At 34.9% G+C, this 15,856-nt stretch carries 13 protein-coding genes; 8 read left to right on the top strand and 5 right to left on the bottom strand.

The window, feature by feature from the left end; translation table 11 throughout:
- Window positions 1-35 precede the first annotated feature (35 nt).
- From obgE to hpt, 4 genes are all read right to left on the bottom strand, one after another.
- Window positions 36-1,070, bottom strand: coding sequence for a GTPase ObgE (obgE, locus tag QWY90_RS04015; RefSeq protein ID WP_290284575.1), 1,035 nt, complete (start codon window positions 1,068-1,070; stop codon window positions 36-38).
- An 83-nt stretch (window positions 1,071-1,153) separates the two neighbouring features.
- Complete coding sequence (locus QWY90_RS04010) at window positions 1,154-2,428, bottom strand: hemolysin family protein (RefSeq protein WP_290284573.1); 1,275 nt, start codon at window positions 2,426-2,428, stop codon at window positions 1,154-1,156.
- Between the two features lie 82 nt (window positions 2,429-2,510).
- Window positions 2,511-3,083 (bottom strand): adenylate kinase, encoded by a 573-nt coding sequence (locus tag QWY90_RS04005; protein WP_290284572.1) that lies wholly within the window; start codon window positions 3,081-3,083, stop codon window positions 2,511-2,513.
- 29 nt (window positions 3,084-3,112) lie between these two features.
- Window positions 3,113-3,643 (bottom strand): hypoxanthine phosphoribosyltransferase, encoded by a 531-nt coding sequence (hpt, locus tag QWY90_RS04000; protein WP_290284570.1) that lies wholly within the window; start codon window positions 3,641-3,643, stop codon window positions 3,113-3,115.
- Window positions 3,644-3,797: 154 nt separating this feature from the next.
- On the opposite strand from hpt, the gene QWY90_RS03995 reads away from it, so the two are divergent.
- The 8 genes from QWY90_RS03995 to QWY90_RS03960 all read left to right on the top strand — a co-directional run bounded on the left by QWY90_RS03995 (window position 3,798) and on the right by QWY90_RS03960 (window position 14,864).
- Window positions 3,798-5,435 carry a DUF1800 family protein gene (locus QWY90_RS03995; protein ID WP_290284568.1) on the top strand — a complete coding sequence of 546 codons (1,638 nt, stop codon included), beginning with the start codon at window positions 3,798-3,800 and terminating at the stop codon, window positions 5,433-5,435.
- Window positions 5,436-5,446: 11 nt separating this feature from the next.
- Window positions 5,447-7,081 (top strand): DUF1501 domain-containing protein, encoded by a 1,635-nt coding sequence (locus tag QWY90_RS03990; protein WP_290284566.1) that lies wholly within the window; start codon window positions 5,447-5,449, stop codon window positions 7,079-7,081.
- Between the two features lie 136 nt (window positions 7,082-7,217).
- The gene (locus tag QWY90_RS03985; protein ID WP_290284565.1) at window positions 7,218-8,372 is read left to right on the top strand and encodes a 5-(carboxyamino)imidazole ribonucleotide synthase; all 1,155 of its coding nucleotides are present in this window, start codon (window positions 7,218-7,220) and stop codon (window positions 8,370-8,372) included.
- 33 nt (window positions 8,373-8,405) lie between these two features.
- Complete coding sequence (gene purE / locus QWY90_RS03980; protein ID WP_290284564.1) at window positions 8,406-8,888, top strand: 5-(carboxyamino)imidazole ribonucleotide mutase; 483 nt, start codon at window positions 8,406-8,408, stop codon at window positions 8,886-8,888.
- Window positions 8,889-9,026: 138 nt separating this feature from the next.
- Window positions 9,027-11,054, top strand: coding sequence for a M3 family metallopeptidase (locus QWY90_RS03975; protein ID WP_290284563.1), 2,028 nt, complete (start codon window positions 9,027-9,029; stop codon window positions 11,052-11,054).
- A 526-nt stretch (window positions 11,055-11,580) separates the two neighbouring features.
- Window positions 11,581-12,594: a right-handed parallel beta-helix repeat-containing protein gene (locus QWY90_RS03970; RefSeq protein ID WP_290284562.1), complete on the top strand. Its 1,014-nt coding sequence runs from the start codon at window positions 11,581-11,583 to the stop codon at window positions 12,592-12,594.
- A gap of 24 nt (window positions 12,595-12,618) precedes the next feature.
- Window positions 12,619-13,647 carry a hypothetical protein gene (locus QWY90_RS03965; protein WP_290284561.1) on the top strand — a complete coding sequence of 343 codons (1,029 nt, stop codon included), beginning with the start codon at window positions 12,619-12,621 and terminating at the stop codon, window positions 13,645-13,647.
- An 11-nt stretch (window positions 13,648-13,658) separates the two neighbouring features.
- Window positions 13,659-14,864, top strand: coding sequence for a T9SS type A sorting domain-containing protein (locus QWY90_RS03960; protein ID WP_290284560.1), 1,206 nt, complete (start codon window positions 13,659-13,661; stop codon window positions 14,862-14,864).
- A 42-nt stretch (window positions 14,865-14,906) separates the two neighbouring features.
- Here the strand turns inward: QWY90_RS03960 and QWY90_RS03955 are convergent, their stop codons facing one another.
- On the bottom strand, window positions 14,907-15,722 hold the full coding sequence (locus tag QWY90_RS03955; protein WP_290284559.1) for a UbiA prenyltransferase family protein: 816 nt from the start codon (window positions 15,720-15,722) through the stop codon (window positions 14,907-14,909).
- Window positions 15,723-15,856: the final 134 nt, after the last annotated feature.

Here is a 15,856-nt window from a genome sequence, read left to right as displayed (position 1 = left end):
ATAAAAAATCCAGAATTACTTCTGGATTTTTTGTTTTATAGACCATGACTATTTTCTGGTTCTTCAGTGTCAACGTTGAGCATTTCCCAGAGTTTGTCTTTTAATTCAGTTAATCCTTGCTGAGCTACTGAAGAAATAAACAGGAACGGAATTCCTTTGATTTCCTTTTTCAGTTGTGCTTTTAATTCGGCTTTTAGTTCGTCATCAAGCATATCACATTTTGAAACAACTAATAATTTATCCTTATCTAACATTTCCGGATTGTACCGACGCAATTCATCTAATAAGATTTCGTATTCTTTTTTAATGTCATCAGCATCGGCTGGAACTAAAAATAAAAGGGTAGAGTTTCGTTCAATATGACGTAAAAAATAATGCCCTAATCCTTTTCCTTCAGCAGCACCTTCTATAATTCCGGGGATATCTGCCATAATAAAGGATTTGAATTCGCGATAAGCAACGATTCCTAAATTAGGTTTTAAAGTAGTAAACGGATAATCGGCAATTTTTGGCTTAGCCGAAGTCAACACAGAAAGCAAAGTCGATTTTCCGGCATTGGGGAAACCTACTAAACCAACATCTGCCAAAACTTTCAACTCCAAGACAACATCTACTTCTTCCGGAGGCATTCCCGGTTGTGCATAACGAGGTGTTTGATTAGTCGAACTTCTGAAATTCCAGTTCCCTAATCCTCCTTTTCCGCCTTTAGCAAGGATCCTTTCTTCACCATTTTCGGTTATTTCAAACAAGATTTCGTCGGTTTCTTTATCTCGAACTACAGTTCCTAACGGGACTTCAATCGTAATATCTTCGCCATCGTGACCGGTACTTCTCGAACTTCCGCCATCGCCACCATGACCAGCTTTGACATGTCGGGCAAACTTGAGGTGAAACAATGTCCAAAGTCCTTTGTTGCCTTTTAAAATAACGTGTCCACCACGACCGCCATCACCACCATCGGGTCCACCTTTTTCAATAAATTTTTCTCTGTGCAAATGCGAAGAACCCTTTCCTCCTTTTCCGGAAGAAACGTATATTTTTACATAATCTACAAAATTTCCTTCTGTCATAATTTCCGTTTTCTGTTTTCTGTTTTCTGTTTTCCGTCCTCAATAGCTCAACTACTTTAAAACCGAAAACTGATAACTGATAACTATTCCTTAATTGCTTTCACCAGCACTTTATCAATCTTCACCCCATCCATATCGATGATTTCTAATTCTAATTTGTTCCAAATTAGTTTTTCTCCAGTTATTGGAATTTTACCCATTTCGGTCATAATTAATCCGCTAACAGTTGTAACTTCATAATCGTTGGTTAAATCATCCATATCAAAATATGTTAGGAAGTCGTGTAAAGAATACAATCCGTCAACCAACCAGGTTCCGTCTTCGCGAGCTATCAACTGGTATTCATCTTCATCAAAATCGGATGCGTCGCCAACCAATGCTTCCAAGATATCATTTAATGTAATTATTCCTTGAAACACACCGTATTCATCGGTAACAAAAGCATAATGCACTTTTGATTTTTTGAAATTTTCTAATGCTTTGTATGCCGAAGTATGTTCAATAAGATAGACAGGAGTTTTGGTAATTAATTTTAAATCGAATTTACCTTTTTCAAAACTGGCAAATAAATCTTTTAACAAAACAACACCTTCAACATCATCCATGTTCTCTTTGCAAACCGGGTATATAGAATGTAATTCACTGAGCATTTTGGCTTTCAATTCCTCAATCGAATCTTCATAAGAAAGATAAACAATGGATTGTCTGTGCGTCATTAATGAATTGATTTTTCTGTCGCCAATATGAAAAACGCGTTCCACTATGTCCTGCTCTATTTCCTGAACTTCGCCGCCTTCGGTTCCTTCTTTAATGATGGCTTTGATTTCTTCTTCGGTTACTTTCCCGTCAGCTGTTGGTTTTATGTTTAAAATTTTGAGTAAACCTTCCGTTGAAATTGTTAGCAACCAAATAAAAGGTGCCGTTATTTGTGAAATAATCTTCATTGGAACCGCTACAGCTTTGGCAATATTTTCGGGATGATTTAGTCCAATTCTTTTTGGTAATAGTTCGCCTAAAACCAAAGAAAAGAAAGTCAAGATTACCACGACAATTCCAACACCAATAGTTACCGAATAAGGTTTCAAAAAAGCAAAACCTGCAACGTAAGCCTGAACATCGTGAGTAATTTTGTCTCCTGAATAAATACCGGTCAAAATTCCGATTAATGTAATTCCGATTTGAACTGTAGAAAGAAATTTATTTGGTGAATTGGCTAAGTCAAGCGCTACTTTGGCATTAGTATTTCCTTTTTTGGCCGCGGTTTCCAAACGGTTTTTACGCGCCGAAATCAACGCGATTTCCGACATAGAAAAAACACCGTTAAGCAGTATTAAAAAAAGAATGATAAGAATTTCCATTTGTTTGTTTATTGTTTGTGGTCTGTGGTTTGTGGTCTGTCGTTTAGTCTAACTAACAACCATAAACCCTAAACTATAAACCTTATAATTTGTCGAAAACGTTAGTCAAACGTTCTGTTACTTCTGCAATCGTTCCAATGCCGTCTACGGAATGAAATTTTCCTTGAGCCTTGTAATAATCCATCAAAGGCGCCGTTTTTTGGTTGTATTCATCATAACGATTCCTGATTTTTTCTTCATCTTGGTCGTCAGGCCTTCCTGAGGTTTTTCCTCTTTCTAACAAACGGGCTACTAAAATATTGTCATCAGCCTCTAAAGCAACTGTTGCTGTAATGCTTTGCTTTTTAGCTTCTAAAAAATTATCTAAAGCGGAAGCTTGCGCTAATGTTCTCGGAAAACCATCAAATAAAAACCCCGCAGATTGTGGATTTTTATCCACTTCGCTTTGCAACATTTGAATGGTAACTTCATCCGGAACTAAATCGCCTTTGTCCATAAACGTTTTGGCAAGTTGTCCTAGTTCAGTATTGTTCTTAATATTATACCTGAAAATATCTCCAGTTGAAAGATGGGTCAGATTGTATTTTTCTTTTAAAAATTCAGCTTGTGTGCCTTTTCCTGCACCTGGTTTTCCGAAAAGAACGATGTTAATCATTTTAATAATTATGAGTTATAAGTTATGAGTTATTGTGCTAATTGATAAACGTCTGGTAAATTTCTTCCCAAACCATCATAGTCTAAACCGTAGCCAACAATGAATTTATTCGGAATTCTGATTCCAACATAATCAATTTTAATGTCTTTTTTATAGGCATCCGGTTTGAAGAATAGTGTAGCAATTTTTAAATGCTTAACCTTTTTTTGTTTGAAAATTGCTTTTAATTCTTCAACTGTGTTTCCCGTGTCAACAATATCTTCCACAACCACAACTGTTCTTCCTTCTAAATCCTGATTCAATCCTATCAATTGTTTAACTTCATTGGTTGTTTCAGTCCCTTCATAGGAAGCCATTTTCACAAAACTCACTTCGCACATCCCACGGTATTGTTTCATCAAATCAGATAATACCATAAAAGCTCCATTCAAAACACCTATAAAAACAGGGACTTCATCAAAAAAATCATCATCCATTTGTTTAGCCATATTTTTTATTGCAAAATCAATTTCATCTGAAGAAATAAATGGCTCGAAAGTCTTGTCGTGAAGGTGTATCATTTTTTGAGATTTTAAATAAGGTGCAAATTTAAAGAAGAAATAAGGATATTAGTGAAACAAAATAAAATATTTTAATAATTCGTTGAAAACATATACTTTAGCTCTAAATCTTTTTACTTTATAGGTGTCTTAATTTATAAAAATCAGTTTTAAAATGGCTTCATTACTACCCAACACTTCAGTTTTAGGAAATGGAAACGCTAAACATTTATTGAGACGAGCCACTTTTAAATATACCAAAACTTTAATCAATCAATTTTCAACACTAACGCCACAGCAAGCATTAGACTTATTATTAGTAGATAATTCATTAACGCTAGCTTTACCTTTTGACCCATATGGAGATGGCTTTTGGACAGAATCTTCTGCTATATCTTCATCATTTAATGGGCAACAACGAAAAAATATAATTGTTTCGGGTTGGTGGTGGTACAATGCAGTTAATGATGCAACTTTAAAATACAAACTATCTCATTTTCTTTCCACTCGTTTTACCATTGAAAAAGGGAATACAGCGGGCACTTCAACTGATTTTTATGATTATCTGAGATTGCTATTATACTATTCCTATGGAAATTACAAAACGTTAGCAAAAAAAATGACCCTTTGTAATTCGATGCTACTCTACCTAAATAACAATGAAAACATTTCAAATTCTCCAAACGAAAATTACGCCCGTGAATTTTTAGAGCTGTTTACCATTGGAAAAGGGGAACAAATTGCTCCAGGTAATTACACTAATTATACCGAAACTGATATTGTTCAATCTGCAAAAGTTTTAACAGGATTTCAACGAATAGCAGACAGAACAATTATTGATACTACTACAGGAATACCAAAAGGCTCCAATCAATTTGGGCAACACAATACAGCTGTAAAAACATTTAGTAGCGCTTTTAATTCTGTTTCCATTAATTCAGCAACAGATGCAGCTTCAATGGATACAGAATTAGATACTTATGTTGAAATGATTTTTAATCAAATGGCAACAGCAAAAAATATTTGCCGAAAAATGTATGTCTATTTTGTTAAAGGTAACATAACTGCTGATGTCGAAACTGATATTATAACACCTTTGGCTCAAGATTTATATACTAACGGATATGAAATTGTCCCTGTTTTAAGGAGATTATTAGAAAGCAAGCATTTTTATGATTTAGACGATTCTAGTGCTATTGATGAAACCATTGGTGCAATAATTAAATCTCCTTTACAACAAATCTCTGAAGTTTGCAGCTATTTACAAGCAACTATTCCAGATCCAACATCAGATCCTATAAATTTTTACAACACTTTTTACAGAAACTTTGTTCATGATACCTTTATGACTGGAGCAAATATGCCAATCTTTAGTCCGCCAAATGTAGCTGGCCATCTTGCGTATTATCAAAATCCAGAATATGACAAAAGCTGGATTTCATCGGCAACGCTAATTGCAAGATATCGTTTAGGGGAATCATTATTAGATGGATTTAATAGAATCAGTGGAAATAATAATATTGCAGGGAAAATCAATATTTCTGATGTAATAAAAAATGGCGGATTAATTTCAGATGCTTCTGATGCTTATGTTCTTACTTCAGAATTATGCAATTCGTTATTTGCTCAAACACCGGATGCTGACAGAATAAATTATTTTATGAATTCATTTTTACTTCAAGGGTATGCTGCTAATTATTGGACAACAGCTTGGAATACTTTTGTTTCAGATAATAACAATGCCATAGTTGAACCACGTTTAAAATTAATGTTAACTAAGATTTTAAGCGCTCCTGAATCTCAAATTTTTTAAGTACAAGCAAGATGAAAAGAAGGAACTTTATACAATTAACGGCTACTGCAAGCGCATTGTCATTATTACCAACAGAAGTTTTTGCGCTATTCAAATCGGCAGGAATGGATGCGTGTCCGAATGTGAATGGAAAAAAAATTGTACTGATACAATTAGCTGGTGCTAATGACGGACTGAATACTGTAGTTCCAATTAACCAATATGATGCTTATGCAGCTTTGCGCCCAAACATTAAATTAAGCAATACAGGTAGCACCGGAATCATAAATCTAGATACCACATTACCCCTAGCTAATCAGGTTGGTTTACATCCATCTTTGACCGGATTTAAAAGTTTGTATGATAATGGATTAATGCGCTTAATCCAAGGTGTGGGTTATCCTGAACAAGACAAGTCCCATTTCAAATCTACTGATTTATGGTTAACTGGTGGTGATGGAACACCAGCCAATAACATTTTAAATAGTGGTTGGGTTGGACGATTTTTAGAAAACTATTACGCTAATTTCTTAACGGCTAATTTCCCATTGGGTATTCAACTTGGAAGTAGTGAAAATTCACTAGGATTTCATGGAGAAGTTGAACATGGAATGTCGCTAAACATAAATGGACAAGATCCATCAGGGTTTTATTCTATTGTAAACGGACTTGGAGGTGTTGCCCCAACAACAATTGCAAATTCAGAATATGGCGATTTAATTCGATATATATTGGACAATGACACCTCTACAAACACTTATGCTCAATCGATATCCACTGCGTTTAATGCTGGTTCAAATTCGGTAACCTATCCAAATTCAAACCTAGCTAATCAATTAAAAACAGTGGCTAAATTTATTTCCGGCGGATTGCAAACCAAAGTCTATTTAGTAAAAATTGCTGGTTTTGATACTCATAATTTGCAGGTAGCTTCAAATACAACAACGCATCTTGGCAGTCATGCCGATTTGTTGACACAAGTTTCTGAAGCGGTAACCAATTTCATAACCGACTTGAACAATCAGAACATCGGAAATGATGTCTTGGCAGTTACCTTTTCGGAATTTGGCAGAAAAGCAGGAGAAAATGGAAACCTGGGAACAGATCATGGAGAAATTGCTCCAATGTTTGTATTTGGAAGCTCATTAAATGTTGGAATCTCAGGGACAAATGTTAATTTGAATGAAGCAGTCGACGGGAATAATTATCAGATACAAACCGTGCAACACGATTACAGAAGAGTTTTCAGCACAATTCTACAAGATTGGTTTGGCGCAAGCAATCCAACTTTAGATTTAACCTTTTATGACCATACCAACAATATCGGATTTACAGGAAATAAAATTACAAGCTTAATCAATATACAAAATACGGTTCTTCCCTCCTGTTATAATGATGCAGTGCTAAGTACTGATACTTTTAACACTAAAAACGAACTTATTGTGTATCCAAACCCAAGCGCAGAAACAGTCACTGTAAATTCAACTGCAAACATCAATTCTATTGCTATTTATTCGATTGACGGTAAACAAATTGGATTATATAGAAATCCTTTGACGAGCAACACTTTCACTATTAATGTTCAAAGTTTATCGATTGGTATTTATAGTTTTAAAATAAATACTGTTAATGGAGACATCGGTAAAAAGGTTATTATTAGGAGATAAAAGAAAATAGTTTTGTCAAATTCACAAATAAAAAATAACCATTTCCTACTTTTGAAGTTGCTGTTTTCTTTTGCATAAACTTATGAATTCAAATTAATATTTGATTAGTATCTTTGCGACAACAACAACTACAACAATGAACTATTTCTCATCCGATTTCAAACTGGGAATTCTCGGTGGTGGACAATTAGGCAAAATGCTATTGGCCGAAACCCGAAAGTTCGATATTCAAACCTATGTTTTAGATCCTAGCATGGATGCGCCTTGTCAATTTGGAGCCACTCATTTTTTTATCGGTGATTTAATGGATTATGATACCGTTTATGAATTTGGCCAAAAAGTAGATTTACTAACCATCGAAATCGAGAATGTAAATCTTGACGCTTTAGACACTTTAGAAAGTGAAGGTTTTGAAGTATATCCATCGCCAAAAACACTTAGGTTAATTCAAAATAAAGGCGTTCAAAAAGATTTTTATGTCGAAAACCAAATCCCAACCGCTGCTTTCAAACGTTTCAATAATTTAAACAAACTGCGTTCTGAAATTGAGAATGGCTTAATAGAAATGCCTTTTGTATGGAAAAGCGCCCAGTTCGGTTATGATGGCAATGGCGTTAAGATTATTCGTTCTATTGACGATATCGAAAACCTACAAAACGTTGAATGCATCGCCGAGCAAATGGTTCCTTTCAAAAATGAGCTGGCCGTAATTGTCGCCCGAAGCAAATCAGGTGAAGTAAAAACCTACCCTGTCGTTGAAATGGAATTCCATCCCGAAGCCAATCAGGTAGAATACGTGATTTGTCCGGCTCGTATCGATTTCAACATCGCTAAAAAAGCCAATAAAATTGCCTTACAGGTTTCCGAAGCCTATAATCATGTGGGCTTGCTGGCAGTAGAAATGTTCCAAACACACGATGAAGGTATTTTGGTAAACGAAGTGGCGCCAAGGCCACACAACTCCGGACATTACAGCATCGAAGCCAGTTACACTTCGCAATTTGAAAATCACTTGCGTGCAATTCTGGACTTACCATTAGGAAATACCGATAGTAAAGTTGCCGGAATTATGGTAAATTTGGTCGGTGCCGAAGGATATAGCGGAAAAGTTATCTATCAAAACATCGAAAAAATAATGGCCATCGATGGCGTAACGCCACACATTTACGGCAAAAAAGAAACACGTCCTTTCCGCAAAATGGGGCATGTGACAATCGTTAATGAAAATATGACTGAAGCAAGACGAATTGCAGAAGAAGTGAAGAATACCATCAGAGTAATCACAAAATAATTATTAATTATCAATTGTTAATTATCAATTAATATGAAAGTAGCCATCATCATGGGAAGCCAAAGCGACTTGCCAATCATGCAGGAAGCCATCGACATCCTAAAAAGTTTTGACATCGAAACCGAAGTCGATATTGTCTCAGCACACCGAACGCCCGAAAAATTATTTGACTTTAGCAAAAAAGCACACACCCGTGGCATTTCAGTAATTATTGCTGGTGCCGGCGGCGCAGCACATTTACCAGGAATGGTAGCCTCTATGTCGCCTCTACCCGTGATTGGCGTACCCGTAAAATCAAGCAATTCTATCGACGGCTGGGATTCGGTTTTGTCTATTTTGCAAATGCCCGCCGGAGTTCCCGTAGCAACTGTCGCGCTAAACGGAGCAAAAAATGCCGGTATCTTAGCAGCTCAAATCATAGGTAGCCACGATAAACTGGTTCTCGATAAAATCCTTGTCTACAAAGAATCCCTGAAAGATGCAGTGAATAAATCATCAAATGAAATGAAGAAATAACAGGAGCTTATTCCCGCTATCCGCAGTATCTCTGCGAGGATACTTGCTACTATCGGGGCTAAACTATCAGTAAACTCAACACCAAATTAAAGTCCATTACTAATCATAAAACTTCGCGCCTTTGCGCCTTTGCGAGCAATGAAAATCTTAACAACAGAATTCACTACCAAACACAATACAGCACCTTTCAGTCAAATCAAATTAGAAGAGTACCAACCCGCTTTCGAAGAAAACATCGCCAAAGCACGAGCCGAAGTAAATGCCATCACCAACAATCCCGAAGCGCCAACTTTCAAAAATACTATCGAAGCCCTAGATTATTCCGGTGAAAATTTAGACAGATTATCTTCTATCTTTTTCAATCTGAATTCAGCAGAAACCAGTGACGAAATGCAAAAAATAGCGCAAGAAGTATCTCCGCTACTAACCGCTTTCAGTAATGATATTACTCTAAATGAAGACTTATTCAAAAGGGTAAAAGCAGTCTACGAACAAAAAGACAGTTTGAATTTAACTCCGGAACAAGCCACGTTACTAGATAAAAAGTTCAAAAGTTTTTCCCGAAACGGAGCCTTACTTTCTAACGATAAAAAAGAACGTCTACGCGAAATTGATGCCGAACTAGCCAAACTAAAACTTACTTACGGTGAAAATGTATTGGCGGAAACCAATAAGTATCAATTGCATATCACCAATGAAACCGATTTAAAAGGGTTGCCGGAAGGAACAATCGAAGCAGCAGCTAGTCTAGCCAAGTCCAAAAATCTGGAAGGCTGGATTTTTACTTTAGATTATCCAAGTTATATCCCGTTTGTGACTTATGCCGACAATCGTGAACTTCGAAAAGAAATCGCAATCGCAGCCGGAAAAAAAGCATTCCAAAACAACGAATTCGATAATCAGGAAATCACATTGAAAATTGCCAAACTCCGATTTGAACGCGCTAATTTATTGGGCTATAAAACCCATTCCGATTTTGTTCTCGAAGAGCGTATGGCACAAACTCCTGAAAAAGTAAAATTGTTTCTGAATGATTTGTTAGCCAAAGCCAAACCGGCAGCCGAAAAGGAATTTGCACAGGTAACTGCTTTCGCCAAAGAACTGGACGGAATAGACCAATTAGAAAAATGGGATGGCGCCTATTATTCAGAAAAACTAAAACAAAAACTTTTCGATTTTGATGACGAACAACTAAAACCGTATTTTAAATTAGAAAACGTACTTAACGGTGCATTTACCGTAGCCGAAAAGTTATTCGGAATTACATTCAAAGAAGTCTTTGATATCGATAAATACCATGAAGATGTGCAAACCTTTGAAGTTTTAGATTTCGAAGGAAAATTGGTTGCTGTGTTCTACTCCGATTTCTTTCCAAGAAAAGGAAAACGAAACGGTGCCTGGATGACTTCTTTCAAACCACAATACATCAAAGACGGTGTGAACGAAAGACCACACGTTTCAATTGTTTGCAACTTTACACCACCAACAGCAAGTAAACCTTCACTACTAACCTTTAACGAAGTGACGACTTTATTCCATGAATTTGGACACGCCTTACACGGTATGTTAGCCAATACTACGTATCCAAGTTTATCAGGAACATCTGTTTATTGGGACTTTGTGGAATTACCAAGTCAGGTTATGGAAAACTGGTGTTACGAACCGGAAGCACTGGCTTTGTTTGCTAAACAATATGAAACCGGAGAAATCATTCCGCAGGAATATGTCAATAAAATCAAAGAAAGCGCCAGCTTTTTAGAAGGTATGGCTACACTCCGTCAGTTGAGTTTCGGACTTTTAGATATGGCGTTCCATAGCAACAACCCAAATACAATTACCGATATAAAAGCATTTGAAAAAGAAGCCTTCGACGGAACATCTTTATATCCTGATGTTGCCGAAAATTGCATGAGTGTCTCGTTCTCTCACATTTTTCAAGGCGGCTATTCCTCAGGCTATTACAGCTACAAATGGGCCGAAGTTCTCGATGCCGATGCCTTTGCGTATTTCTTGGAAAAAGGAATTTTTAATAAAGAAGTCGCCACTAAATTCAAAGAAAACGTATTATCCAAAGGCGGTACGGAATTACCAATGGAATTATACAAGCGCTTCCGCGGACAAGAACCAAAACCGGAAGCATTGTTAAAACGAGCGGGATTGTTGTAATTAATAAACTCTGTCAAAGTTTTGAACTTTGACAGAGTTATAAATAATTCACTACCTCAAATTTTCCTTATTCACCAACAAAAAGCTAAGCTTTTAAACTTCTTTAAATGATATTTGCCTTTCGGGAATTGGCACTTGTCCATTAGACTGTTTATCACACAATGAGTTTTCAAAACCTTCTAAAGAAAGGTAATCTTTATTAGTTAACAACAAATATTCAATAGTCATATTTACTTAACTGGTAATCAAAAAAGCAATAGTACTTTTCCTTTAGCATTTTGTTATTAAAACAATGGTTAAATCTCTATTTTGTAACCTTTTATAATAGCATGAATTTATTTCTATTCCCCAAATTTATATATTTTTAGAAATTCACCTCATTGCTATAGGAATATAAAATAAAAACCGTGACATATATCATAGAAGTTCGTGACATAAATCATAGAATTAATAAGTAAATAAAAGTAAATTTAAAGATAATTAATACTGATTTACAGTATTTTAACAAAATTTGAATTTATTTATTATGAAAAATTCTGTCTTACTCCTAATGTTATTTTTATTAGGTTTTGTTGGATTTTCTCAACAAAAAGTAGCGCTTCATCATGGTAGTGTAATTACCATTTTTGGAGGTGGCGATCCTTTTACAGCTGCATACAATGCTGCTGTAAATGGTGATGTAATTTATCTGCCTGGAGGCAATTTACCTTATCCTTCATTCATAGATAAAAGTCTTGTTATTATTGGAGCAGGTCATTATCCTGCAGCGACAGTAGCAACAAATAGAACGGTACTTAATGGAAGTTTGACTATTGGCGAAAATGCCGATAATTTACATTTAGAAGGTATCGAAATTGTTTCCACGCTAAGTTTTAACAACAATAATAAAGTTGATGGCGTTGTAATTAAACGTTGCCGAATAAATATTATTGGTTATGGTGGTGATGGGACTACACCGTGCTTAAACAATACGATACGTGAATGTGTTATTAATTCTTATATAGACTTTAGCAATGCCAAGTCACTATTGTTTTCTAACAATATTATAGGAGGTTACATTGCAAATGGTACTGAATTAGGTATTTCAAATAATATTTTTTTACTAAATACTTTTTCCTATGATTTTAATAACATAGATAATTCAAGCATTTCAAATAATATTATTTTACAACAATATGCAGGGATGACTTATATTCATATTGGTTGCGAACTTAGCACTTTCTCTAATAATATTTTTGCAGGAACTCCATCCGTTGCTTCAAACACATTTGTAAACAATTATAACAATATAGCCATGACTGGTTTATTTGTAAATCAAACTAGTAATATCTTTGATTATGCCGACGACTATCATTTGGTTAATCCATTGACTTATTTGGGAACAGAAGGTAGCCAAGTGGGAATTTATGGTGGGCTTTTCCCTTATAAAGAATTGGGAATACCCGTAAATCCTAATATCATTTCGAAAACAATAGCGCCTCAAACCAATGCTAGCGGTGAACTCAATTTTCAGGTTCAAGTTAAAGCCCAAAACAATTAATGTTAATTTTTAAAAAATAAAATCATGAAATCAATTATCAAATCCATTTTTGTTGTGATTTTTTTAATTAGCATTTCAGCAAATGCACAACAAAAAGTAGCATTGCATCATTTGGGAACAACAACTGTCTTTAGTGGTTCAAATCCATTAATTGATGCCTATACTGCTGCTGTAACAAATGACACTATCTATTTACCTGGTGGAACTTTTGTATCTCCATCAAACATCGATAAAAGAATTGCGGTTTTTGGAACTGGTCATTATGAAAATGCCACATCAGCAACAGGAAAAACATTCATTAATGGAAATATTGCTTTAAAAGAAAATGCCGATAATTTTTATATGGAAGGAGTAGAAGTAAATGGAAACTTTTATTTTTCTGAAAACGAGTCAGTCAACCAAGTGGTTTTAAAAAGATGTAAAATTAATGGAACATTGAATTTTATAGGTAATTTATCAATCCCATCAACCAATTTTGGTTTGTTTGGATCGGTCATTATTGGTAATATTGATTTGGCTAATGCACAAAATGTTTTAATCTCAAATTCAATACTTCAAGGACGGATATTTAACTCTATTGGGAATGTGTTTAATAACAACATTCTTTTGGATGAATATGCTTATTATGGCAATGAAGCACCTATAAATGGCGATAATAACCAAGTAAACAATAATATTTTTACAAAAGTTAATTTTGGAAACTTGATTAATGGAAATGGAAATGTGGCCAAAAACAACCTATGTGCTTTACCAACACCAAGTTTTGGAACTTTACCAACCATATCTGGAAACTATTTTGGCATAGCTCAGAGCGCAATTTTTATAAATCGTACAGGTAGTATTTTTACCTATTCTGAAGACTATCATCTTCAAAACACAAGTTCCTATCTAGGATTAGATGGCACACAAGTAGGAATTTATGGTGGGGTATTCCCATATAAAGAAGAAGCGATTCCGTCAAACCCTCATATTGAATCTAAAACCATTGCACCCCAAACTAATACAACTGGAGAGCTTAACATTCAAGTTTTAGTGAAAGCACAAACTAATTAAAAATTATAGAAATGAAACGTTTATACTCCTTAATTATGTTCTTCGCCCTTGCATGGACTTATGGACAGAATTCTATTGTGGGCTATGAATATTGGTTTGACAACAATTATAATGAAAAAGTGAACACCGTTGTTGCTCCAGTTCCAATGCTCACAATTAATTCTAGTGTGGCAACTTCTGGTATTGAATCTGGTATTCATACTATCAATATTCGCTCTTGGGATACGAATGGATTATTTAGCAGCATATTGACTAGCTTTTTTTATAAAGTTCCGGAACAAGCTACTTTTGATAGAAAAATCGTGACTTACGAATTTTGGTTTGATAATGATTATGCCAATCACATTTCGCAAACGGCTAATAATCAACAAACATTTACTCTAAATACGAACATCGTTCCAAGTTCACTTTTGAGCGGAATTCACACTTTAAATATTCTGTTTAAAGACAATACAGGATTTTCAAGTAGTACTTTGAGTAACTTTTTTTACAAAGTTCCCGACCAAGCAACTTTTGATAGAAAAATTGCGACTTACGAATATTGGTTTGATAACGATTATGCCAATAAAGTTTCGGAAACGGCAAACAATCAAGAAACATTTATCCTAAATACTAATGTCGTTCCCACCACTCTTGCGAATGGAATTCATACATTCAATATTCGATTTAAAGATGATTCCACATTTTCAAGCAGTACTTTGAGTAGCTTTTTCTACAAAAATCAAAATGGAAGTTTAGTATTAAAAAATATTGTTGAATATGAATATTGGTTCAACGACGATTATTCAAATAAAATAGTAGTTGCAATAGCACCAGCACAAACGGCCAATATTAATACATTTATTATTCCGGAAAATTCAGGTTTGGGCATTGGAACACATTTATTAAATATACGATTCAAAGATGACTCAAACCTTTGGAGCAGCATAGCTACAAATGAATTTGACTTGAGCACGTTAAATATATCTGACAATAATTTACTAAAAAACATAGTCCTTTATCCCAATCCTACTGATGGATATTTAAATATCGAACTTAAACAAGTTTATACAGAAATAGACATCAAAGTATTTGATATTAAAGGAAGAGAAGTCTACAATCAAAATAATCAAAACACAGATAAAACAGAAATTCATCTTGGTTTTGCCAGCGGAATGTATTTTGTAAATATAACGGCCGATGGAAAATCTTGCACACACAAAATAATTAAACAATAATGATGCATTCATTTACAAAACCGGAGCTTACACTTCGGTTTTTTATTGAATTAACAGCAACAAAAACCACCAAAAAATCGGAATACTTTCAGCCCAAAAAGAGCTGTAATATTTTGATTGCTTTTCGTTTGCAAATAACAAAAAAAGCAACAGCGTAAAGACGACACCCAAACGAATAAACAAAGTCAAAAAAAGAAAATTAGTTTGAAAGAATCCCAAAAGAGCAAAAACAAACAGTAAAACGGCACCAACAATTTTTGTCCGCTCCACTCCTATTTGCTGCGGCACCGTTTTCAAATTCGGATCATCAACCTGTAAATCGATAATTTCAAAAATCAATACCAGTACAAAAATCAGAATAAAACGCTGAATCGCAATTATAAAAACATTTACAGAACATGGAATTCCGGCATTGACTATTGGTAAAAACAAGGTCACTCCAACCCAACTCAATGCAACGATATATATCTTGAAACCTACCCAATTACGGGCATTCTTTCGGTTCGGAAAAAAAGGCAAAGTATACAACAGTGTCACTAGCAATAAGGCAACCGAAATGATTTTTGTAGTTGGCCCCAATTGGAAAAAGAAATAACCTGTCGCCAAAAAAGAAAGCAAACTCAAGATGACTATTAACTTTAATTCAGTTCGCATTTGCCCTTTTTGTGTTCGTGCCAAGGCAACATACTTCACAAAATTATAACCGACAATGGCTCCGAAAAAAGCAAAGTTCGCAACCGGTTGAATGGCATCTATAGCATATAAAAAACCCGTCATCCTTACCAATGCATACACAGATAACGACACATGCAGGCTACTGTTAATGTAAAAATCAAGAAGTCGTTTTATAATGTTCATAAAACAAAACTAATAATAATGTTAATAAGACCAGTATTTGGTTGAAAATTTCTCAAAATATTGGGCATTGTTTAGCATAAAATTAGAACATTAATAATTACTTTTGTGGCTCAAAACAACACAAATTTTACTTT

This window comes from Flavobacterium paronense (assembly GCF_030409795.1).
Taxonomy (GTDB): Bacteria; Bacteroidota; Bacteroidia; order Flavobacteriales; family Flavobacteriaceae; genus Flavobacterium; species Flavobacterium paronense.
The sequence above is the reverse complement of the archived record's forward strand: the minus strand, read 5'-3'. Positions and strand labels throughout refer to the sequence as shown.